A 20,746-nucleotide genomic window follows, 5' to 3' on the forward strand; every position below is an offset into this window, starting at 1 on the left:
TCGGGAGGGTGTGGGAGAGTAGGTCGCTGCCGAACTTTAACGTTGTGCTGTGGGGAGTCTCTTTGAGGCTCCCCACAGTTTTTTTATGTAAACTAAAAACTCGTATGAGGAGAGAACTTATTATCTCTCATACGAGTTATTTTTCTTTTACGCGATATATCAGTGTCTTATAACAGACACCTTTAATAGTTTCTACAGATGTGATGAATACTCCCTCTACTAGGGAAGATGATAATGAACTAGGAATAATTCTGCAGGAATGATCTTGGGGGATAACCCAACTATTTTTTCTGCCTTATGCCTAGAGTTGCTTATGTCTTATAGAGCTATTTATGTCTCTATAGACTTGGTATACATGGGGACATAAAGTGGCCTCTGTACAAGCTGTACAGAGGCCAGGATAGAGATCAATAAAGATATTTTATGGCAACACTACTTAGGGAGATCCTCCTCGTTGAGGAGCAATACATCATTACGTTGCTTGCGAACCTCTTCTAGGCGTGGACGTAGTCTTGCAAGGATATCCCACTCCGTGGTGGGGATTGTACGTCGTGCATCAGCAATAACTGTTCGGTCCGTTGTACCCCACGCAATTGGCATAGGTGTTGCTAGATCCCAGTAATCCTTTTTATGAAGCACCTTTTCCGACCCCGTCACTGCAACACAAGGTACTTTCTGACCAATAACTTTTCGTAGACCAGGAATGTCATGAACATCGCGGGCTACTAATGCCCACTGTGTAAACTCATCGGGTTTTTTAGACAGATCTACTAAGGCCAGAAGAGTCATACCGTTTTCACGCGTATCAGCAATGATGGCAGGTACAAGGGGAGATTTCTTAAAAGTTTTGTCTATGGACCCAATAGCAGTGGGAATCCACACCATAACAACAGCTGAAACGACGGTTAGGACGCATAATACCGACACCCAAAATATGTTGACACCTTTGTCATAGGCATAATAGGTAAGAACGCCCATAATAATGGTCAGAATGAGCGATGATATTTGAAGCCGGCGACGATCTCCAATAAGTTCGTTGTGCCGTTTAGCATGCTGTTTATCAATAGGGAAGTCGAATGTGCGCGCTGGCATAGTGGTGTTCCTTCTATTTTTCTTTTTTTGATGCGTTATTCCGGGAAGATTTACGTCCGCAGCAGACTTTAATCTAGGTTATCTAAATCGTCTGCATCTATGATGCGATAGCCATACCCTTGTTCGGCTAAAAATCGTTGGCGATAAGCCGCATATGTCGTATCAATCGTGTCTCGAGACACTACGGTATAAAACCGTGCTTCATGCCCATCGCTCTTAGGACGTAAAATTCTTCCCAAGCGTTGGGCTTCTTCCTGACGGCTTCGATACGTTCCAGATACCTGTATAGCAATTGAGGCTTCAGGAAGATCGATAGAGAAGTTAGCCACTTTACTCACTACTAAAGTTGTTATTTCGCCTTTTCGGAAAGCTTCAAAGAGACGCTCGCGTTCTTTAGTAGATGTTTTTCCTTGTACTAGAGGTGCATTGAGCTTGGCTGCTAAGCGCTCTAGCTGGTCCAAATAGGCGCCAATGACAAGAGTAGGTTCGTTATGGTGGTGGGAGATGAGTTCCGCAACAACGTTGTCTTTGGATACGGCTGTGGCGCAGCGCTTATACATTTCTTCACGCTCCGAAGTCGCGTACGTCATACGTTCTTCCTCGGTGAGTGCTACGCGCACTTCGGTGCATTCAGCTGTGGCAATCCACCCTTGGGATTCCAGGTCTTTCCACGGCATGTCGAAGCGTTTCGGCCCGATGAGGGTAAAAACATCATTCTCACGGCCGTCTTCACGCACTAATGTGGCGGTGAGGCCTAAGCGGCGGCGGGACTGTAGATCGGCTGTCAGACGGAAGACAGGGGCGGGAAGTAGGTGGACTTCGTCATAGATGATGAGTCCCCAATCGCGGGAATCGAACAACTCCATTGCCCGATAGACACCCTTTGTTTTACGGGTAACCACCTGGTAGGTGGCGATGGTGATAGGACGAATTTCTTTATGCTCCCCGGAGTATTCGCCAATCTCATCTTCAGTAAGTGTGGTGCGTTGTAGTAGTTCACGCTTCCATTGACGGCCAGCCACAGTGGAGTTGACAAGAATAAGAGTTGTCTTCTGGGCGCGCACCATGGTTTCAATACCGACGATAGTTTTACCGGCACCGCAGGGAAGTACTACTACGCCAGAACCACCGGCCCAGGCTGTTTCTGCCGCCCACTTTTGGTAGTCGCGAGGTTCCCAGGTGACGTGTTCCTGGCTGCGTGCAATGGGGTGTGCCTCGCCATCGACATAGCCTGCTAAGTCTTCTGCGGGCCAGCCTATTTTGATGAGCTCCTGTTTGAGATGGCCGCGTTCAGAGGGGTGTACCGTGATCGTGTCTGGACCCACTGACTGCCCTAGTAAGGGTTTTATTTTCTTGTGACGGATGACTTCTGCAAGTACCGCTGGGTCGGTAGAGACAAGTACTAAACCGTGTGCAGGGTCATTAACAAGGTGGAGACGGCCATAGCGTTCCATCGTTTCTGCAATAGCAATAAGAAGTTGCTGAGGGACAGGGTAACGAGAATAGCGTACTAGTGTGTCCACTACTTGTTCAGCATCGTGGCCGGCTGCACGCGCATTCCAGAGGGCCAAGGGGGTAATCCGATACGTGTGGATATGCTCGGGGGCACGTTCCAATTCTGCGAAAGGCGCTATCGCTCGTCTGACCTCGTCGGCTTGTGGATGATCGACTTCAAGCAGCATAGTGTTGTCAGACTGAACAATGAGCGGACCATCAGTCATGTGGAAACTCCTCGGCTAAATATGGCGATGAAATTACTATGAGTCGTTAGAAATAATGCTGGCAGAACGAATCTTGTGCAGAGCAAAACGATAAGGCTGGTGTGTAGCGACATCGACGGCATCCAACATGCCTTCGGACATTCTGCGTGGCAGTAAACGTATCTGTGCTTTGACGCCGGTACCTTTGATGAAGCCCAAGATAACTTCCTGATGTTTGTTAATAGCGTCATGGAGAAGCGGAATGATAGTATCCCCCGTCATGACTGGACCGCTATGACGGCTATTTTCCGTGGCAGCGTGTAGTTGGCTAGCGATTTCCTCTGCATGGGTAGGTGATAGTTGTGATTCTTGTGCGAGGGACGTTAGGGGAGTATCCGCAGGTACTAGACTGGCGTAGCAGTTATCTAGAGTTGGTCGTGGACGATGCTGGCGAAGAGAGAGGACGCAACCGTGACTGTCCTCCAGAATAGGACTAAGCCCTGTATCTTGTAACGCTGAATGAAGTTCACGCGGAGTAACATCCGCAATAGCAACTGTGGGGGCGATGAGGCGTAAACCGCAGTTCTGTAATGCAGGTGATGCCAATACACTACGGATAAGTGCGGGATCATCCGAGTGAACAACGGATAAAGCGGGGGCTACGCGTAGCGCACCATGTCGGCGGGCAGCGTCATCAATGAGGTAGCTCAATGATTGCGGAACCTCAATATGGGAGAGGTCGTGCAAAAAGTTGTGAATGTCAGTAGCCGTTAACCCAGTGTCTAGTGCGTGTCGAATGCTTTCCTCACTGATACGGTAGACCGTCGCCATCCCCGGGGATTCAACTGTGGCGATACGCCGCATAATGTCTGTGTGCTGGGGGGAAAGAAACCCTGGTACCACGATAGTGTGGTCATCCTGAATCAGGATAGATGTTGTTTCAGCGGGAATAGCAGAGCCGATAGCAGTGGAGACATCTCCAGTAAGGAGCGCACGTCCCACCTGCGTAAGCGTGCACGAGTGCAGAATGCCAAGTATCTCAGCGGTATGTATAGTGTCCTCGAAAGCAGCACCCCCCGCTAGCGCTGGAATGAGAGGTTCGCACCAGTGGGTGAGTGCAGCAACGTCAGCTTCGCTAGCGGTGAGAATATCTGCAGGCCAGATAGCGAGATTCTCGAGGATCTGGTGACGGAGTAGTCGAAGATGTCCGTCTCCTGCCTCTGGGTTGAGGACAATGGCACGTTCATGCGGAGTACCCGACCAAGGACGAGAACTGTACCACCAGGTGCGGAGGAGAAGTTCCCATTGTTCTGCGGGGGTGCTGGCAAGGAATGTATCGGCATTGGCAGTGGTGATCCAGTTACCCTCTTCAGCAAGGTCTTCTTCGATAATGCTAAGCGCTGCAAGAGCTTCTACACCCACCACAATCTGTGCGGTGGGAAGATTTGTAGTATTTGTGAGTCTGCGGAGTTCGCGTTGCCCTATGCCACCATCGGCAAGAGCGTGTAGAGGCTGTGTATCGATGGTGTCGATGAGCTCACGCACGGTATGAAGAAAAAATGCATAGTTATCGATACCCGTTGCTGGCTCTTCCGCAGTATTATGCGCTGTACGAGTAAGAACGGTATTAACGCTCTGCGGCTGCGGACAGTTAAGTGGATTACTCACCGCTGAAGCTACGGAATGATGCAAGGCACAATAGATATCTTCGGGAAGAAGAACTGTGTCCTCCGAAGTACCGTCACGGCGGAGGAGATCCTTCGATAAAAGTTGGTAGAGAGGATGGTCTGGCCCAGCTTCACGCAAGGCAGTAGTGGTGCCACGACGGCCAGATTCTGCCAGAGTCTCTAGGACATGCCGTTGATTATCCGGTAAGCGCGCAATATCGGTGCGGAGTGCTGCACAATCTCTTAGAGGCGGATTATCTGCTAAATCGAGTGGCAGGTGTGGGAGAACTTCTGCAAGACCTGGTGCAGGCAGATAAGCGTCATTACTGGTCGGGTAGAGAAGTGCATAATTCACTAGGGTAGAGAGAATTTCCTCTATTTCTGTGGTGGAGAGGAAAGAGAGGAGACTGCCCTTTTTAAGAGACGTTACTGATAACTCGGTTGTGCTGCAGGTAAGTACGTTGAGGGTATAAAGCTGTGGACGGTTAAGATTGCCTAACGCGCGGCGGTAGGAGCGCTGCTGCGTTAGCCGGGTGGAGAGTACAACCAGACTAGTGGGCGGCGGCACAGCAACATCGGGACGTAGGCTAAGAAGCGTCGCAAGGCTTTCTGTAGAGAGAGAACTTAACCATGTATCCCAACTGGTATGCGTACTCAAATCCATCCTTCCAGCTTACCGCTAACGCAATACAAAGAGACCCCCTCGGGTTTCTCTCCACGACCGTGTTAGTGCCATGTATAACGCTGCGTATAACGCTATACACGAACTGTCTATAAACATTGTGGCCAGCTAGCTTCTTTGACTAGCTGGCCACAACACTGTTTGTTTTTAACGATGGAGTGCAGAGAGGGGGAGAATAGGAAGAATATTATTCTTCTTATCTTTCCTGTGCATTTTTGACGCAAGAGAATCTTTTAGAGGTGCTTTATTGTCCTGCTTGTCCTTTGTGGCTGTGGAGGAAGCACTACCAGTTTTTGTTTTCTTGGTGTTCTGAGCATTCTTGGTGCTCTTGTTATTCTTGCTGCCGTTACTGCTCTTGCTATTCTTTCCGGTCTTATTGCTCTTACTGTTATTGCTACCGGTTTTGGATACAGCGGAAGAACTCTTCGAAACTGTACGAGAGTTATCGGCGCTGGATCCGATAACAGGAGTGGCACCATTAGTAGCAGCGTTGAGTTTAGTAGACGGATCGTGCAGTTTATCTTCGATTCCGCCATCGCCTTCTACAATTTTGGCAGCAGAATGATTGACCTTGGTGTAGGCAGGATCGATTTTCTTTACTACCGCGTTATCAGACTCTTTACTGATCTTGCGGATAGGCTTAATTACTTTATTAGTAATGCCTTTATCCACTTTATCGATAGCTTTGTTGGCTTTATCTTGGTTGATAGGGAGACCAAGATTGGAAGCAGTTTCCACCATCATGCCCGCATTTTCTACGGTCTTGTAGTGGATGAAGTTATTCTCACGTTCGCGGCGTTGCGCTTCACGTCGTTGTGCTTCGCGGCGAAGTTGCGCTGCACGGCGTTTCTGTTCGGCAATGCGTTTTTTACGAGCAATATCTGCCGGAGACTCAGGATTTCGGGGAGTAGGGCCACTACTCAATCCAAGTGAAGAAGAGCATGCTGGCCAGGCACCCCAGCCCTGAGCTGCCAGCACACGTTCGGCGATAGCAATTTGTTGTTCACGGCTAGCTAAGTCGGCACGTGGAGCGTATTTGGTGCCACCATTAGCGGACCAGGTACTTTGGCTAAATTGCAAGCCACCGTAATAGCCATTACCAGTATTAATGTGCCAATTTCCTCCTGACTCGCATTGAGCAAGACGATCCCAATCAGAATAGGGGGCGGCGGAAACGAGCGGAGAAGAGATGACACCCACGGCAAGGGCGGTAGCACCAGATAGTGCAATTGAGGAGAAAGCTTTTTTAAAAATAGCAGTTCCAGAGTGGCGTCCTTGTGCAGAATGTGCACCCATTAGGTTCCTTTTCCAAACAAATGCGCCAGGCACTCTTCTTGCTGAAATGCGGAGAGAAGTGCGATTAATACTATGTATCGCGTGGTGCCTGTTCCCATCCTTGTTCGCTGTTCAGGGGGCAGCGCTCTCAATAGGCAGGGGATGGGACATACATCCTGGCTATTGGAGTAGTTAACAGAACTATGGGTAAAAGAATACAGTTTTGTACCCGAATCGTCATATAAATGAAATAAAAAGTAGACCGTCTTTACAGTGTTAAATGCTGAAATTTTTAGAGAAATACCTGGTAAAAGTATTATTGAAACGATTCAGAAAATATTTTTAAATCTTATAATGTGAGAAAATTAGTAACATATAGTGGTAAAAGATATCTTTGCTATCACTTTCATATACGTGATGCAGAATCGGTACACTGTAATAGACTGCAATAAAACAAACATATAACCGTGTGCACATAAAGGAAGGAGATGCACGGATTATGCCTCATGGCAAAGTGAAGTGGTATGACCCGGAGAAGGGGTTTGGCTTCATTACCCAGGATGAGGGTGAAGACGTATATGTTCGTGCTTCTGTTCTTCCTGATGATGTTACTGAATTAAAACCAGGACAGCGTGTAGATATGGACATTGCGGCGGGACGTCGCGGTCCGCAAGCACTGCGTTTAGAAATCCTCGCACCGGCGCCGTCAGTTTCCGCAAACCAGCGTAAACAACGCCGCCAGACAGCACACCGTCATACCCCAGACGAACTTCACGGCATGATTGAAGACATGATTACGCTGATGGAATCTACAGTGCAACCAGAACTTCGTAAAGGTCGTTACCCGGATCGAAAAACCGCACAGCATATTTCTGAAATCGTTCGCGCCGTTGCCCGAGAGCTTGATCGCTAACCAATATCCCAGGCCCGTCGTCTCGCACATGAAGCTGTTGAGATCTATTACTGATACAGAACGTGTAGAACAATCTTGAAAGAGTGACACAATAAAACTGTGAGTGACGATATCGCAAAGATTGATACTTCGGAGAAGACAGATTCACTAGTAACTCCAGAAGCTGAGAAAATAGCCCGTCATGCTATTGCTGACCTCAATGCGGGGAATGCCGGTGAATTATTAGGAGTATTGAGAGAAGATCCTCATTCCATTACCTACCGCTTTTCTGCGGATATACGAGGCTACCGAGGATGGGAATGGCATGTTGTTCTTTCTGGAGACACTGAGCATCCTACCCTTAACGAATTAGCCTTAATACCTGGTGATAAAGCACTCCTTGCACCACCCTGGATTCCGTGGGAAGAGCGTTTACAGCCTGGTGATCTTTCCGATAACGATATTCTTCCTGTTGCCGATAATGATCCGCGACTTGTCCCCGGTTACATGGACTCCGGGGATGCGGAACTCGATGACGCTGCCATGCCCATAGGCTACGGGCGTGAGAGAGTACTGAGTCCTGAAGGAAGAGACGAAGCAGCAACCCGATGGGAAAAAAGTGAATACGGGCCGCAGAGTAACCGTGCGAAAAGAGCACCGGCACACTGTGAATCCTGTGGTTTTTATGCACCACTAGCAGGCGCACTAAAAGCCAGTTTTGGAGTGTGCACTAATAAGCTGTCCGCAGATGGCCATGTTGTTCATGCGCATTACGGTTGTGGTGCTCACTCAAGCATTAGAGAAGATTTTTCTGCAGTTCAACCCGCTGCCATGTACTTTGACGATGCAGAATTTGACGTAGTTACTGTAGCCGCTAATCAAGAGACTGATAAAGAAGAACAACAGTAGATCACTGCAATGAGCAGTTGTCATCCTGTGCATGAGGCACTTCTATGGTGACATAGTCTGCTGCCGCATCACCATAGCGTCCAACATCAGGAAGTGACGTTTGCGCGGTACTGTCGCCGCGACGCAACGCCCTTCTTTGATAGAGGAAAAGCACGTAAATACCCAGACCGATAGCGATACCCCAAACAGCTGTCCACATAGCAGTGGTTTTTACACCCACAATAAGCAGCGTCATTAAACACACTATCCATGCCCCAATACCTGATAGCAGCACAGGACGTGGATCAATGAGCTTAGCTGGTAACGCTTGAATGGTACGCTTCTTCATTATTCTCGTGATACCTCTTGAATCGTTCTTCCTTCTAACAGTACCGAAAACGATTCGGTTTGTATCTTCGTCTAGGAACAGTGAAGTATTAAAACATCAGTCTTCCGGGGAGAATAGACAAGAGAGCAGACAAGTATGGTAAAAATCGTTCCTGTTGATAACCCCTCTGATCCACGTATTGCTGGTTTTCGTGATCTCAACCACGCAGAGAAGCGGAGAGACCATGAAGGGCCAGATGGGGTAGTCATCGGCGAGGGATCATTTGTTATCGATCGCATGCTGGATTCATACTGCCCTCCCACTCAGTTCTTAGGGACAGATGTTGGCCTAGATAGGCTCATCGCTATGCCAGATTATGCGAGGATTGCCAACAATACTGTTTTTTATAAGGCATCAGCTGATGTTATTTCAGAGTGCGTGGGATTCCACTTTAATCGTCATATCTTTGCATTAGCGCCACGCCCTACCCCACGTTCCGTTAGTGATGTACTGTCACACGAACCCCGTACGCTCGTTGCCTTAGAAGGGCTGAATGACCATGCTAATATTGGTAGCATTTTTCGTAATGCAGCTGCACTGAATGTTGGGGGAGTCCTTATTGGAGCTGGTTGTGCAGATCCGTTATATCGACGGTCAGTACGCGTCTCCATGGGCCATGTCTTACGAGTGCCCTTTGCTGTGTGCGAAGGTGGGCCAAATGATTGGCAAGAACAGACGTTTGAACAACTACATGCAGCGGGATATCGCATCCTCGCACTCACTCCAGCACATGACGCACAGTTCTTATCCAATGCAGCAGATGGAGATAAAGTCGCATTTCTCGTTGGTGCTGAAGGCCCCGGACTACGGCGAAAAACGATGCGCTTGGCAGACGCACGAGTACAAATACCAATGCAGTTAGGAGTAGATTCTCTTAACGTCGCAACATCAGCGGCCGTAGCCTTCTACGAGCGGATACGGAACTAACGTTAGGTGCTAGTCTTCCTTGGTACCCTCGGTACTTTCTTCATGAAGTATGCTGCCATCGTTGCTGTCGCTAGCATTGCCGTCACTGTCTGCGGATGCGTGGGTAGTTGTCGACTTTCCAGTACACCAACGCTTAAAACGAGTCCAACAACTCTCTTTGTGGTGTGTATCGCCTAGCGAATTTGCGTCTATGTGAGCGTCAACGCTGGTGGCATTGTCGCTATTAGTGTCAACAGAACCATCGATGTCGTCAGTGACGGCACCTGTAGCCTCTTCTAGCTCAGCCGCAATCAATTCATCGGGAGAAGCTCCTTCTCCTATCTCCGGAGAATTGGCTGTAAGTGCATCCCCAGAAGAAATTCTTTCGACGGGACGGGCTTCTGGACGTCCATCAATAGCAAAACCATTAACGAGAATGGTGAGATCGTGAGCGCGAGGTTCAAAACCTAACCATGTCGTATAAAGGGTGAGCAGTATATCCCCAGGGAGGAACGGCAAGGGAATTGCACAAGTAGAGTCGAGTTGAGTACTGCTGGGTGGAGGGCATTCACCACTCCAGTAAGGGGTCTCGACTTTAAGCGGTAGCCCTTTATCCTCCAGAATTTCGCAGGTTGTCGCGGTGAAAGCACGTTCTAATTTACCGTGATGCCAATGTGCAAAACCTGCGAAAGCGCCAGATGGCCCCTGTGCAAATGCGTATATATTGTCTGCGGCGTCAGGTTGTATCCACTCGGGGACAAGATCAAGCATGCTTGTTAGTGGAATAGCTGCAGTTTGTAGAACTGTCACTCCTGGATAAACACCCACATACACTTCAGTATGTCCAGCTGGTGCAGAGCGTGTTAAAGGAAAAATTCCAAGAGGGGTAACAGGACGGGTAGGGAAGAGACCAGCAACTAACTGTAAACCGTACTCAGTATCCGGTTGCGGATTGGAAGCAAGGACAGCGTGAGCATTGGGAGCTGAAACAAACCAGATTGTTACAACAGCTCGCTCCGCAGAATCAGTTGTCATTTTGTTGACCTCTAACGCCTAGTAGAACATCTTCCCAAGAAGGCATAGTGGGGTGTTTCTGCTTCTTATGAGAGGAATGATGAGAGTCATCATCCTTTTTAGCAGTATCTTTTCTAGTGGCAGCACGTGAAAGAGGAAGAGGCTTTATAGGAGGCTGCTTTTCAGAACGGTTTTCAGAGTGAGTAGCGGACTCGTTTTTACGCTCAGAAAACTGTCGAATATTGTCCAGAGTGAGCTGCTCAGTAGGTGCGTCGGCAGGCGTCGTACGCTCTGACATTATGCTGTCAGAGGTATCAGTATCCGCAGAGCCGTCAAAAGAACGAACTGGCTGCGGCGTAGTGGGAGTAGTGAAATCCTCCATATCTATAGTTACGGATTTCACGTATCCGGGTGTTCGCTTCTGTACGCTTTCTGGACGTGAACTGTCCGGTATACCAGCAGCATCACGTTGTGCAGCGACTGCTAATTTTTGTCTATCTTCTTGAGATGTTTGCGAATTTCGCAGTCGGGCTACCCCAAGATTAGAGATAGGTGCAACAGTGCTAAGTCGATGGGGAGAAAAATCGGGATCCGTTAGCTCGCTAGCGGTTTCATCGATAGGACTAGTGACGGCATAGGAACGATCCTGTTGGAAACGCCAGTGTGCAGTGTTATCGGCGTGTCTTTCTTCCCACCGTAACTCAATAATCCAGTGGCCGTCAGCAGTTTTCCAGGAATCCCAACTGCCATCGTGATAATCGATACCGCGTGCGCTTAAGGCTGTATGAATAGCCATGGCTAAAGTAATGTCGGAGGGGCCATCGGCTAAAACAGGATGAGATTCTTGGGCTCGGCGCACCATGTTGGCGCGTTCCATGAGGATTGGGCGAGCTAAATTCTCAAGCCGAGATCTTTGCATACCTGCTTTATCGGCTAATTCATCAGTTGACGCGCCAGCGCGAATAAGCTCCTGGATCTCCGACGGTCGCATGGTATTAGATTTCTCTACCGTAACTTGGCACATGCCGGGAACGTCACCACGAGCGGCAGCCCGTAATTGTTCATCAGCGACAATGGAGAACTCATCGTCGTTAGTGGAGTCGCGTAGGATGATTTTATTTTCGTTTGCGTTATAACCAGCTACGTGTAGCTCTCGCATAGATAACACCTCCACTGGTTAGGTATGAGTTCTTTACAACAACTTTAGCGGAAGAGACCAGTGTTATTGGGGAGGAACAGCATAAAAACCGTGGAGGGACAGCATTTGTCAGCCCTTCCACGGTTTTTATGAACCTATTGGTATTTATTTACCGAAATTATGAGTCCTAGAGATGCTCAACGACGTAGTCAATGCATCGGGTGAGTTGGCTGACATCTTCGGGATCGATAGCCGGGAACATACCAATGCGGAGCTGGTTACGTCCTAGCTTGCGGTAAGGCTCAGTGTCTAGTACGCCGTTAGCTCGCAGTGTTTTCGCAACAGCGGCGGCATCAACATCATCATTGAAGTCGATAGTGCCAACAACGAGCGAACGTAGCGCAGGATCGGTAACGAACGGATGAGCAAACTCGCTCTTCTCTGCCCATTCGTAGAGGCGAGTAGAAGAATCAGTTGTACGACCCACAGTAAAGTCGAGACCGCCATTACTATTCATCCACTCAATCTGGTTAGCCAGCATGAGGAGAGTAGCTACCGCAGGAGTGTTATATGTCTGATTCTTGCGGGAGTTATTGAGTGCAGTTTTAAGATCAAGGAATCCCGGAATAAAGCGGCCACTTGCAGAAATTTCTTCAATGCGCTCAGTAGCAGCAGGGCTCATGAGTGCTAGCCACAGGCCACCATCGGAGCCGTAGCACTTTTGCGGGGAGAAATAGTAGCAGTCAGCGTCGGCAATGTTAACGGGGAGTCCGCCGGAACCGGACGTAGCATCAATAGCGATGAGGGCGTTCTCGGACCCCTTCGGGCGTTCCACCCCGAGCATAACGCCAGTTGAGGTTTCATTATGTGCCCAACCAATGAGGTCGCAGCTTTCATCGGCGACAGGGGTAGGGGCGGAGCCAGGCTCGGATGAAACAACCACAGGGTCTTTCAACCAAGGGGCTTTTTTCGCAGCGGTAGCGAATTTAGAAGAGAACTCTCCGCATGTGAGGTGGAGTGAACGTTCCCGGATAAGACCGAATGTAGCAGCGTCCCAAAAAGCAGTAGCACCACCAATACCGAGGAGCACTTCATAGCCTTCGGGGGCTTGGAAGAGGTCGAGAAGCCCTTCTTGGATACGCTTCACAACATTTTTCACAGCTGGCTGGCGATGACTGGTACCCATGATGGAAGTACCTGCATCGATTATTGAGTCGAGTTGCGTTTTGCGAACCTTTGATGGTCCGCAGCCAAAGCGCCCATCGGTGGGGAGAAGATCAGCGGGAATAGTGATCGTAGCGTCGCTCATTATTGTCCTTTGTGATTTCATAGAGAGGATTGTCTTGGCATAGCAGTATGCAGGACTTCCAAGAGAAACTATCTCGATTGTAGCCGTCATAAAGTGAGGAATGGAACTATCAACGCTAGTGCTTAGTGCAACTCAGCGAGGCGTTATTTATTATTCTCAGATCGCGTTCATAGATTCCTAAAAATAGATATTCTTATGAATGAGCCGAGACAGTGAATTCTCATGAATGAATTCTTCCGTGTCTTGGCCTTCGTATCAGCGCGATTTACTAAGAAGAAGACTGATGACCAACTCTTTCAACAATAAGATTTTGTCAGAACGTGATGAGCACTTGGCTTCTGGACGCACAATAGCTTTGGAAACAAAACACTACCGAGCATATATCGATCGTCGGGGTGCAGCTTTACAAGGACTCCAGTGGACTCTGGACGATAATACAGACGTTCCTCTGACGGAATCTTACGGAAAAGAGTCTCCTTTTACGTGCGGTCAAACTCTTATTCCCTGGCCCAATCGTATTGCCGATGGACAGTTTTTGTTCGAAAACACTTCTGTTGCCATAAAAAAGAATGAACCAGCGCTGCGCAATGCTATCCATGGCCTAGCAACAGATGAACTGTGGAACGTTGTAGAAAAGGCCCACGATGGAAGTTCTGTAACACTCGGTTTTCACTATGATCCGTCCATGCAGAAGTCTTCACAGGGCTGGCCGTGGGAATTCTCCGCGCATGTTCGATATACGCTATCGGCAGATGGACTTACCGTAACAACATCAGTGAAAAACAATTCTGGTAGCACAATGCCCTGGGGATACGGAGCGCACCCTTATATTACTGCTGGTCATGCAGCATTGAACCAGTGTGTTTTCCACGCGAATGTAGATGATTGGTGGGTAACCGATGACCGTCTTTTACCTACTGGACAACATTTCCCAGTAGGCAAAGGAGTCCCAGCGATCAATGAGACCACTAGCATGAAAGACGTATGGTTCGATACTCCTTTTACAGTGTCGAAAGAAACTCCAGTTGTAGATGGCTGGCGTGAATTAGCGCGCTTGACCGGACAAGTAGAAGATGGTCGATGCATCAGCGTAGTGATGGATGCGGATACGAAGTTCACGTGGTTGCAGATTTTTACCACCGGTGAAAAAACTGTGATGTTTCCTGGAAAAGAAACGGGAGAGGGACGTGCGTTAGCTGTTGAGCCAATGACATGCCCTCCCAATGCAATGGTGACTGGTCAGGATCTTATTGTCCTGGCACCTTCGGCTGAATGGTCTGCACAATGGCGTCTGCATGGAGAGCTGTCATCAAGATCTTAAGAACACTGAGAATGTGTAAGTAAAAGAGAATCGCAGATTATTTAAATAACAAGGCGGTATCCTTAGATCTATAGCTGTATGAGAGGTGTTCTCAACAGTGGGAGCTATACTCCCGAGCCGCAGAACGAAAGGAAAGCGTGTGAATCAGGAGCAAAACCCCAGCGATATGGCTAAGTTGGTTCTTCCTAACGGCGATATTGATCTGCCTATTGTGCACGCTACTGAAGGTTATGACGGCGTCCAACTAGGCGCCCTTCTCAAAGAGACGGGAACGATCACCCTCGATAATGGCTACGTCAATACAGGTTCTTGTGAATCCTGCATTACATATATTGACGGCGATAAGGGAATCCTGCGTTACCGTGGTTATCCCATTGAAGAGCTTGCCGAAAAAGCAACTTTTATGGAAGTGGCATATCTTCTTATCCACGGCCACCTGCCCAATTTTACGGAACTTGAAGATTTCCGTATGAGCATCAAATACAACACTGAGCTGGATTGGGATTTCCGTAAATTCTATGAAGCTATCCCACGGTGGGGTCACCCTATGCCGTCGATGGCAGCCGCCGTCAATCTCCTATCCTGCTACAACCAGGATTGTCTCGATCCGCATAATCCAGGAGAAGTCGAGAAAGCTACACGTGTGCTTCTCGGTCAGGTGCCCATGCTGACCGCGGACATTTACCGTCATCTGCATGGCATGGCGCCAATGTATCCGCGCCATGAATACACCCTCGTGGAGAATTTCCTCCGCATGATGTTTGGTTCCCCCTCCCAGGAATATGAACTTGACCCAGAGCTTGTCCATACAATGGAAGTGCTTCTTATCCTGCATGCTGACCATGAACAGAACTGTTCTACTTCTACAGTTCGCATGGTTGGTTCTTCGAAAGCTAATCTCTTCGTTTCGGTTGCTGCGGGCATTGATGCTCTTTATGGTCCTCTGCACGGTGGTGCCAACCAGGCAGTGCTAGAGATGTTGGAGGGTATTCGCGATTCCGGTGGGGACGCTCACGACTATATGGAGCGGGTTAAGAATAAAGAAGACGGTGTACGCTTGATGGGCTTTGGCCACCGCGTATACAAGAATTACGATCCACGTGCCGCCATCGTGAAAAAGCATGCGCACCGCGTCATTGACGTATTAGGTGGTGATGAGCTGCTCGATATTGCTCTTGCTCTTGAGGATAAAGCCCTCGCTGACGATTACTTCGTTGAACGCCGCCTCTACCCAAACGTAGATTTCTACACTGGGCTGATCTACCGTGCTATGGGATTTCCCACGCAAATGTTTACACCACTCTTTGTTTTTGGACGTTTGCCAGGCTGGATTGCCCAGTGGCGTGAACAAAACAGCAACCCGCACAGCAAGATTGGGCGCCCTCGTCAGGTATACAAAGGCGAGACGGAACGCGCCTACGTACCATTGGAAGACCGTCAATAAGACAGCTACTGCAGGTTTACTGCGGTATAGGGCAAACTGGTGCGTGTAACGATAGGCTCTTTGAGATAATAGTTATTAACTAATTTCCGAGCTTCGGGATTATCATATGCATAGATAATATGGTCTCCGCCTTCAGTTTTGATGAAGTATGCGTTCATTTCTTGAGCCATTTTTCGGCCACCGGCATAGGGTGTTTGCGTGTCGTAAATAGATTGCAACACCACAGGGCGGTTTTTAAGGAAAGTCCCCACCACTTTTACAGGCTTAGTGGATGGCGTGATACCAAGACACGTTATGCCAGATGACATGACGAGATCTTGTAAGGTGAACGCATCTGCACCTGCAAAATAAGCAGCACTTCCTATAAGAAAATTTAGTGGCGCAGGCTTAGTCGTATTTTCATTGCATACTATGGCTTTAAAAACGTTGGAAGATATGAGGTTCTCTACCTTTTCGTCGTCTGTGAGAGGTTGGGGATTCGGGTTTTGCATGTAGACGGCTACTTGTGGCCAATATGATCGGCTTGTAAGCGCAGTACCCGTTATCTCCCAAAGATTATGGGAGTATTCCGCAGTGGGGATTTCCCATGCGTGGATGGCGCGTTCGATGCGGTCGACGATTGGTCGAGCGAGGTTGTGGCCGGTGAGGTAGAGCTGAATATTGTGTTTAAATTCAGGTGGGACGTCTCCGATTTGTGCAGGTGGTGCGCTTATTCGGGGAGCAGCGGGACCGTGTAGTTCTTGTTCGATGATGCGGTACCACCTGGTGTACACCTTGAGGGGTGTATCGCCCAGATGATAGAGATCATCGTGGGCGGCTAGGAAATCGAACATTTCGTACATACGGCGTCGCTGTAGATTCCCATGTCCGCTGAGGTTATCTAACCAAATTCCGGTGGGGTCGACGGCTGAGTCGAGGACAAGACGGTCGGTGTGTTGGGGGAATAGTGTGGCGTATACGGCGCCAAGCCAGGTGCCGTAAGAAGCACCGTAGAAATTGATCTTTTGCTGGCCGAGATATTGGCGCGCCATATCAAAATCACGAGCAGTGTTTTCAGTTGTAATGTGCGCAAATAGCTCTTTGTAGTCTTTCTGTTCTTTTATACCCGCATGAGACATTGTCTTGGAGGTAGTCGCAGAATCTTGTAGCAGTAGTGGGGTAGCGTGTTCTAGTCCTCGAGGTTGTACAGCAATAAGATCGAAATTGCGGTGGAGGGGAGTGGAGGAACCATTGTGAATCAGCCAAGTCCAGAGATTAAGAGCAGATTGTCCAGGCCCGCCAGGGTTGATAAGGATAACTCCGCGGGAATGTTCAGTCGCTTTAATTCGCGACATCATGATGGTGATCTTTTTATCGTCAGGTTTGCCGTAATCTAGAGGAACTTTGAAGGTGGTACACTGCATGCTCATTGGCGGAGTATTTGTGGTGATATCAGCAGGACATGTAGTCCAGTGGAGAGAATCGCCTGGTTTTTCGGCAGCGTAAACGGTTGTTGTAGAAGGCGAGACGCAAAGTCCTAAAGCGAGAACTGTACTTGTTAACAGTGTGAGACTTTTGTGGTTTGTGCGCGGAGCAAACATGCAGCGCACCTTTCTAAAGAAAGAAAATCTCTGTCCAGCCACTGACAGATCTAAAAATCAGTGAAGATGTGTAACGACTCGGCGAGGATGACGAATAATATCAGTTGACTCCATTCTACCAGCGTAAAAAGGTCCGCGGAGAGTACTGAACTACTTAATGGACAGAGTTCTTTGGGGGATAGCATGGGGCGAGTGAGGTCTATTTGTTATACGGAGAAATTTCGGCAAAGTGTTTCGCTTAGTTCCGTAGAGATATATCATTATTGTATGCGCACGTAATAATGTGTTGCTACAGACGAGTGAAGGACATAGACATGGCTAATTGTAAAGTTTGTGGCCCAGAATGTACCTGCACTGACTCATGCACATGCTGTGCAGAAGGACGTTGCGGGAAAAATGAATGCGGCCCAGAATGCACCTGCGACTGCCACAAGAAGACCGCATAATAATCAGCAGTATCACTAGAATGAACTCCATCTTGTAGTGAAGGTACTAAAGAGGGGGTGAGAGAAACAAAGGTTCCTCTCACCCCCTCTTCTTTATAGAACGTCATTCACCGTTAGTGTTCGTTTACACTAATGCTCATCTACCCTGGCATAAGGCAGTTTCGTACGCGTAACAATAGGCTTTCTGAGATAGTAATTATTGACTAGCTCCCACGCCTCAGGATTATCGTACACGTACACACCGTGATCTCCGCCGTCAGCTTTAACGAAATAAGCGTTCATAGCGTGAGCCATTTTTTGTCCACCTGCGTAGGGTGTTTGCGTATCATAGATAGATTGCAGCACTACGGGGCGGTTTTTAAGGAAAGCCCCTGTGACGTTTATTGGTTTAGTGTTTGGTCTAGTACCAAGACACATGATGCCCGATGATGCAATGAGATTTTTCAATGTAAAAATATCCGCACCCATAAAATAGGCAATACCAGTAGCAGGAAGATTAAGTGGTTTTGGCACCGTCGCATTTTCATTACATGTTACTGCTCTAAAAACATTATCAGAGACGGATTTTTCTTCCTTTTCCTCCTTTGTTAGAGGCTTAGGCTGCGGGTTTTGCATATAGGCAGCAACTTGTGACCAATACGTGCGGCTTGTAAAGGCAAGACCTGTAATCTCCCAAAGATTGTGCTCATTTTTTTCATTGGGCGCTTCCCATGCGTGGAGTGCACGTTCGATGCGGTCTACTAGAGGCCGGGCTAGGTTATATCCAGTGAGGTAAAGCTGAATATTGCGTTTAAATTGCGGTGGGACGTCTCCGATTTGTGCAGGTGGGGCACCGATTCGAGGGGTAGTGGGGCCTTGCATCTCCCGTCCAATAATGCGGTACCACTTGGTATACACCTTGAGGGGAGTATCACCGAGATGATAAAGATTATCGCGGGCGGCAAAGAAATCGAACATCTCGTACATGCGGCGTCGTTGCATGTCACCTTGGCTGCCGAAGTTATCCATCCAGATTCCGGTGGGGTCAACAGCTGAATCAAGAACTAGGCGATCAATATGCTCGGGGAATAGCGTAGCGTACACCGCACCGAGCCAGGTTCCGTAGGAAGCACCATAGAAATTAATTGTGTGCTGGCCAAGATATTGACGAGCCATATCAAAGTCACGAGCAGTGTTCTCAGTCGTGACATGTTCAAATAACTCTTTATAATCCTTTACGCACTTTTGGTATTCCTTTGACGCAACGTCAGAGGTTTTAGAAGTAATTTTCTTACGAAGATTATGGCTACGATCAGTAATATCGTTAATAGTTTTTGTGATAGTCCCGAGATCTTTGTCTTTAGTATTTTTGTTGTTATCAGCTATGTCGGGGTTAACGCAGTGTCGTAGCGGAGTAGCGTGTTCAAGTCCCCGCGGCTGTACAGCAATAAGGTCAAAATTGTGGTGAAGGGGAATAGCAGAGCCAGTACGGAGCATCCAAGACCACAGATTAAGTCCGGATCCTCCGGGGCCACCCGGGTTGTTCAAAATAACCCCGCGGGCGCGTCCTGTCGCCTTAATTCGCGACATCATGATGGTGATTTTTTTCCCCGTGGGATTTTTATAGTCCAAGGGAACTTTGAACGTAGAACACTGCATATTCCATCGTGATGAGCGTTTAGCAGCATCCTTAGGACAGGGTGCCCATATTAAGGTGTCGCCTGGTTTTTCCGCAGCATGAGCAACTGTGGGAAGGGGAGAAGTGAGAAACCCTAGAAGGAGAGCCGTGCTTGTTAGCAAAGTAAGACCTTTGCGATTGACACAAGCGAAAGCCATATAGCGCCTTTCTATGCGAAGAAGAAATTTTTCTCTGCCTCTTTCTCTCTCACCACTAAGGTTTTCCTACAGAAAAAGAGAGACAGATCGATACTCGTTATTGGCTTGGCTACGCACTGATCATGATAGTGATATTGAATTTTCATGATGTCTCTGGACAAGACGATAAGTGGGACATAACCATGTTTCACTCTACCAGTGAGAAGAAAGATTACGCTTTCGCAGCTAGCGTGAGCAGCAGGAGGCTGTATCACAAAACACAAGTACGAAAACAGATTCTTTCCCAAAACAATTAGTGCAGAAGACTAGAATTTAGATATGTCTTCTAGTCAGTTTGCCCAGATTCCCGAAGTTATACTCAACGATCAAACTTTGATTCCACAATTGGGGTTTGGTACCTATAAAGTTCCTTCAGAGGACGCCTACCACGTTGTTTCTGAGGCTCTGGAAGTAGGTTACCGGTTGATTGATACTGCCGCGTTTTACGGCAATGAAGAAGGCGTAGGGCGAGCTATTCGGGATTCCGGTATTCCTCGTAACGAAATCTACGTCACTACTAAACTATGGAATACCGAACAAGGAAAAGATAAGACAACTGCTGCTTTTCATGCTTCCCTCGAGCGATTAGGCCTGGATTACATTGATCTTTATCTCATTCATTGGCCACAGCCAAAGGTCGATAAATATTTAGAGACGTGGGAAGAGATGATAACGCTGCGGGACACAGATGAGCTTCGCAGTATAGGTGTTTCCAACTTTACAAAGAGCACTCTTGAACGCATTATCTCAGAAACTGGAGTTAGCCCAGTACTTAACCAGATTGAACTCCATCCTGGTTTTTCCCAGTCAGATATGCGCGAATGGAATAGTTCTTTAGGTATACGTACGCAAGCCTGGAGTCCTTTGGCACGAGGTGCGGCTCTCGATGCTGCACCAATTGCGTCACTTGCTGAGAAATATGGCAAGTCTCCGGCTCAGATTGTGCTTCGGTGGCATATACAAATGGGTAATTTAGTTATTCCTAAGGCTATGCATCGAAGCTATATGCAGGAGAATTTCACTATTTTTGATTTCTGGCTGACAGATGAAGAGCTAGCGTCAATAACTAGTCTCGATAGATTTGACGGAAGAATGAGCAAGGACCCAGACGAGTTCAATAGTGATCTGTAGACTGAAGGACAAGGACGCT

At 48.2% G+C, this 20,746-nt stretch carries 15 protein-coding genes and 1 pseudogene; 6 read left to right on the forward strand and 10 right to left on the reverse strand.

Features of this window, described 5'->3' with window-relative positions; genetic code table 11:
* Positions 1-432: 432 nt before the first annotated feature.
* From DI579_RS00005 to DI579_RS00020, 4 genes and pseudogenes are all read right to left on the reverse strand, one after another.
* Positions 433-1,092, reverse strand: coding sequence for a DUF3239 domain-containing protein (locus DI579_RS00005; protein ID WP_303678502.1), 660 nt, complete (start codon positions 1,090-1,092; stop codon positions 433-435).
* A 68-nt stretch (positions 1,093-1,160) separates the two neighbouring features.
* Entirely contained in the window at positions 1,161-2,813 is a 1,653-nt protein-coding gene (locus tag DI579_RS00010; RefSeq protein ID WP_303678503.1) for a DNA repair helicase XPB, read from the reverse strand.
* 36 nt (positions 2,814-2,849) lie between these two features.
* Entirely contained in the window at positions 2,850-5,117 is a 2,268-nt protein-coding gene (locus DI579_RS00015; RefSeq protein WP_290599258.1) for a helicase-associated domain-containing protein, read from the reverse strand.
* A gap of 921 nt (positions 5,118-6,038) precedes the next feature.
* A pseudogene (locus DI579_RS00020) lies at positions 6,039-6,437 on the reverse strand (transglycosylase family protein); the annotation flags it as partial.
* Positions 6,438-6,915: 478 nt separating this feature from the next.
* Here DI579_RS00020 and DI579_RS00025 point away from each other — a divergent pair.
* Entirely contained in the window at positions 6,916-7,329 is a 414-nt protein-coding gene (locus DI579_RS00025) for a cold-shock protein (protein WP_290599259.1), read from the forward strand.
* Between the two features lie 99 nt (positions 7,330-7,428).
* Positions 7,429-8,217: a DUF3027 domain-containing protein gene (locus tag DI579_RS00030; protein WP_290599260.1), complete on the forward strand. Its 789-nt coding sequence runs from the start codon at positions 7,429-7,431 to the stop codon at positions 8,215-8,217.
* Between the two features lies 1 nt (position 8,218).
* Here DI579_RS00030 and DI579_RS00035 read toward each other — a convergent pair whose 3' ends face one another.
* A complete protein-coding gene (locus DI579_RS00035; protein ID WP_290599261.1) occupies positions 8,219-8,545 on the reverse strand; it encodes a DUF2530 domain-containing protein in 327 nt (108 codons plus the stop codon).
* Positions 8,546-8,680: 135 nt separating this feature from the next.
* Here DI579_RS00035 and DI579_RS00040 point away from each other — a divergent pair, with 135 nt between their 5' ends.
* Positions 8,681-9,511 carry an RNA methyltransferase gene (locus tag DI579_RS00040; RefSeq protein ID WP_290599263.1) on the forward strand — a complete coding sequence of 277 codons (831 nt, stop codon included), beginning with the start codon at positions 8,681-8,683 and terminating at the stop codon, positions 9,509-9,511.
* A 9-nt stretch (positions 9,512-9,520) separates the two neighbouring features.
* Here DI579_RS00040 and DI579_RS00045 read toward each other — a convergent pair whose 3' ends face one another.
* The 3 genes from DI579_RS00045 to serC all read right to left on the reverse strand — a co-directional run bounded on the left by DI579_RS00045 (position 9,521) and on the right by serC (position 12,951).
* Positions 9,521-10,525 carry a hypothetical protein gene (locus DI579_RS00045; protein ID WP_303678507.1) on the reverse strand — a complete coding sequence of 335 codons (1,005 nt, stop codon included), beginning with the start codon at positions 10,523-10,525 and terminating at the stop codon, positions 9,521-9,523.
* On the reverse strand, positions 10,515-11,663 hold the full coding sequence (gene sepH, locus DI579_RS00050; RefSeq protein WP_290599267.1) for a septation protein SepH: 1,149 nt from the start codon (positions 11,661-11,663) through the stop codon (positions 10,515-10,517). The genes DI579_RS00045 and sepH overlap by 11 nt, the downstream gene beginning before the upstream one ends.
* Before the next feature lie 166 nt (positions 11,664-11,829).
* The gene (gene serC, locus DI579_RS00055) at positions 11,830-12,951 is read right to left on the reverse strand and encodes a phosphoserine transaminase (RefSeq protein ID WP_290599268.1); all 1,122 of its coding nucleotides are present in this window, start codon (positions 12,949-12,951) and stop codon (positions 11,830-11,832) included.
* 283 nt (positions 12,952-13,234) lie between these two features.
* Here serC and DI579_RS00060 point away from each other — a divergent pair, with 283 nt between their 5' ends.
* Together DI579_RS00060 and DI579_RS00065 are read left to right on the forward strand one after the other, a co-directional pair.
* A complete protein-coding gene (locus DI579_RS00060) occupies positions 13,235-14,272 on the forward strand; it encodes a hypothetical protein (RefSeq protein WP_303678508.1) in 1,038 nt (345 codons plus the stop codon).
* 166 nt (positions 14,273-14,438) lie between these two features.
* Complete coding sequence (locus DI579_RS00065) at positions 14,439-15,716, forward strand: citrate synthase (RefSeq protein ID WP_290599275.1); 1,278 nt, start codon at positions 14,439-14,441, stop codon at positions 15,714-15,716.
* A gap of 5 nt (positions 15,717-15,721) precedes the next feature.
* On the opposite strand, the gene DI579_RS00070 is transcribed toward DI579_RS00065, so the two are convergent.
* Together DI579_RS00070 and DI579_RS00075 are read right to left on the reverse strand one after the other, a co-directional pair.
* A complete protein-coding gene (locus tag DI579_RS00070; protein ID WP_290599270.1) occupies positions 15,722-17,125 on the reverse strand; it encodes an alpha/beta fold hydrolase in 1,404 nt (467 codons plus the stop codon).
* 746 nt (positions 17,126-17,871) lie between these two features.
* Positions 17,872-19,557, reverse strand: a complete 1,686-nt coding sequence (locus tag DI579_RS00075; RefSeq protein ID WP_290599271.1) for an alpha/beta fold hydrolase — start codon at positions 19,555-19,557, stop codon at positions 17,872-17,874.
* 318 nt (positions 19,558-19,875) lie between these two features.
* Here DI579_RS00075 and DI579_RS00080 point away from each other — a divergent pair, with 318 nt between their 5' ends.
* Positions 19,876-20,727, forward strand: coding sequence for an aldo/keto reductase (locus DI579_RS00080; protein WP_290599272.1), 852 nt, complete (start codon positions 19,876-19,878; stop codon positions 20,725-20,727).
* Positions 20,728-20,746 lie beyond the last annotated feature (19 nt).

This window comes from Lawsonella clevelandensis (genome assembly GCF_003241315.1).
Classification (GTDB): Bacteria; Actinomycetota; Actinomycetes; order Mycobacteriales; family Mycobacteriaceae; genus Lawsonella; species Lawsonella clevelandensis_A.

Excerpts from the sequence above, each read along its gene's own strand:
- DI579_RS00005 (WP_303678502.1), bottom strand. The coding sequence starts at position 1,092 with ATGCCAGCGCGCACATTCGACTTCCCTATTGATAAACAGCATGCTAAA.
- DI579_RS00010 (WP_303678503.1), bottom strand. The coding sequence starts at position 2,813 with ATGACTGATGGTCCGCTCATTGTTCAGTCTGACAACACTATGCTGCTT.
- DI579_RS00025 (WP_290599259.1), top strand. The coding sequence starts at position 6,916 with ATGCCTCATGGCAAAGTGAAGTGGTATGACCCGGAGAAGGGGTTTGGC.
- DI579_RS00035 (WP_290599261.1), bottom strand. The coding sequence starts at position 8,545 with ATGAAGAAGCGTACCATTCAAGCGTTACCAGCTAAGCTCATTGATCCA.
- DI579_RS00040 (WP_290599263.1), top strand. The coding sequence starts at position 8,681 with ATGGTAAAAATCGTTCCTGTTGATAACCCCTCTGATCCACGTATTGCT.
- DI579_RS00045 (WP_303678507.1), bottom strand. The coding sequence starts at position 10,525 with ATGACAACTGATTCTGCGGAGCGAGCTGTTGTAACAATCTGGTTTGTT.
- sepH (WP_290599267.1), bottom strand. The coding sequence starts at position 11,663 with ATGCGAGAGCTACACGTAGCTGGTTATAACGCAAACGAAAATAAAATC.
- serC (WP_290599268.1), bottom strand. The coding sequence starts at position 12,951 with ATGAGCGACGCTACGATCACTATTCCCGCTGATCTTCTCCCCACCGAT.
- DI579_RS00060 (WP_303678508.1), top strand. The coding sequence starts at position 13,235 with ATGACCAACTCTTTCAACAATAAGATTTTGTCAGAACGTGATGAGCAC.
- DI579_RS00065 (WP_290599275.1), top strand. The coding sequence starts at position 14,439 with ATGGCTAAGTTGGTTCTTCCTAACGGCGATATTGATCTGCCTATTGTG.
- DI579_RS00070 (WP_290599270.1), bottom strand. The coding sequence starts at position 17,125 with ATGAGCATGCAGTGTACCACCTTCAAAGTTCCTCTAGATTACGGCAAA.
- DI579_RS00075 (WP_290599271.1), bottom strand. The coding sequence starts at position 19,557 with ATGGCTTTCGCTTGTGTCAATCGCAAAGGTCTTACTTTGCTAACAAGC.
- DI579_RS00080 (WP_290599272.1), top strand. The coding sequence starts at position 19,876 with ATGTCTTCTAGTCAGTTTGCCCAGATTCCCGAAGTTATACTCAACGAT.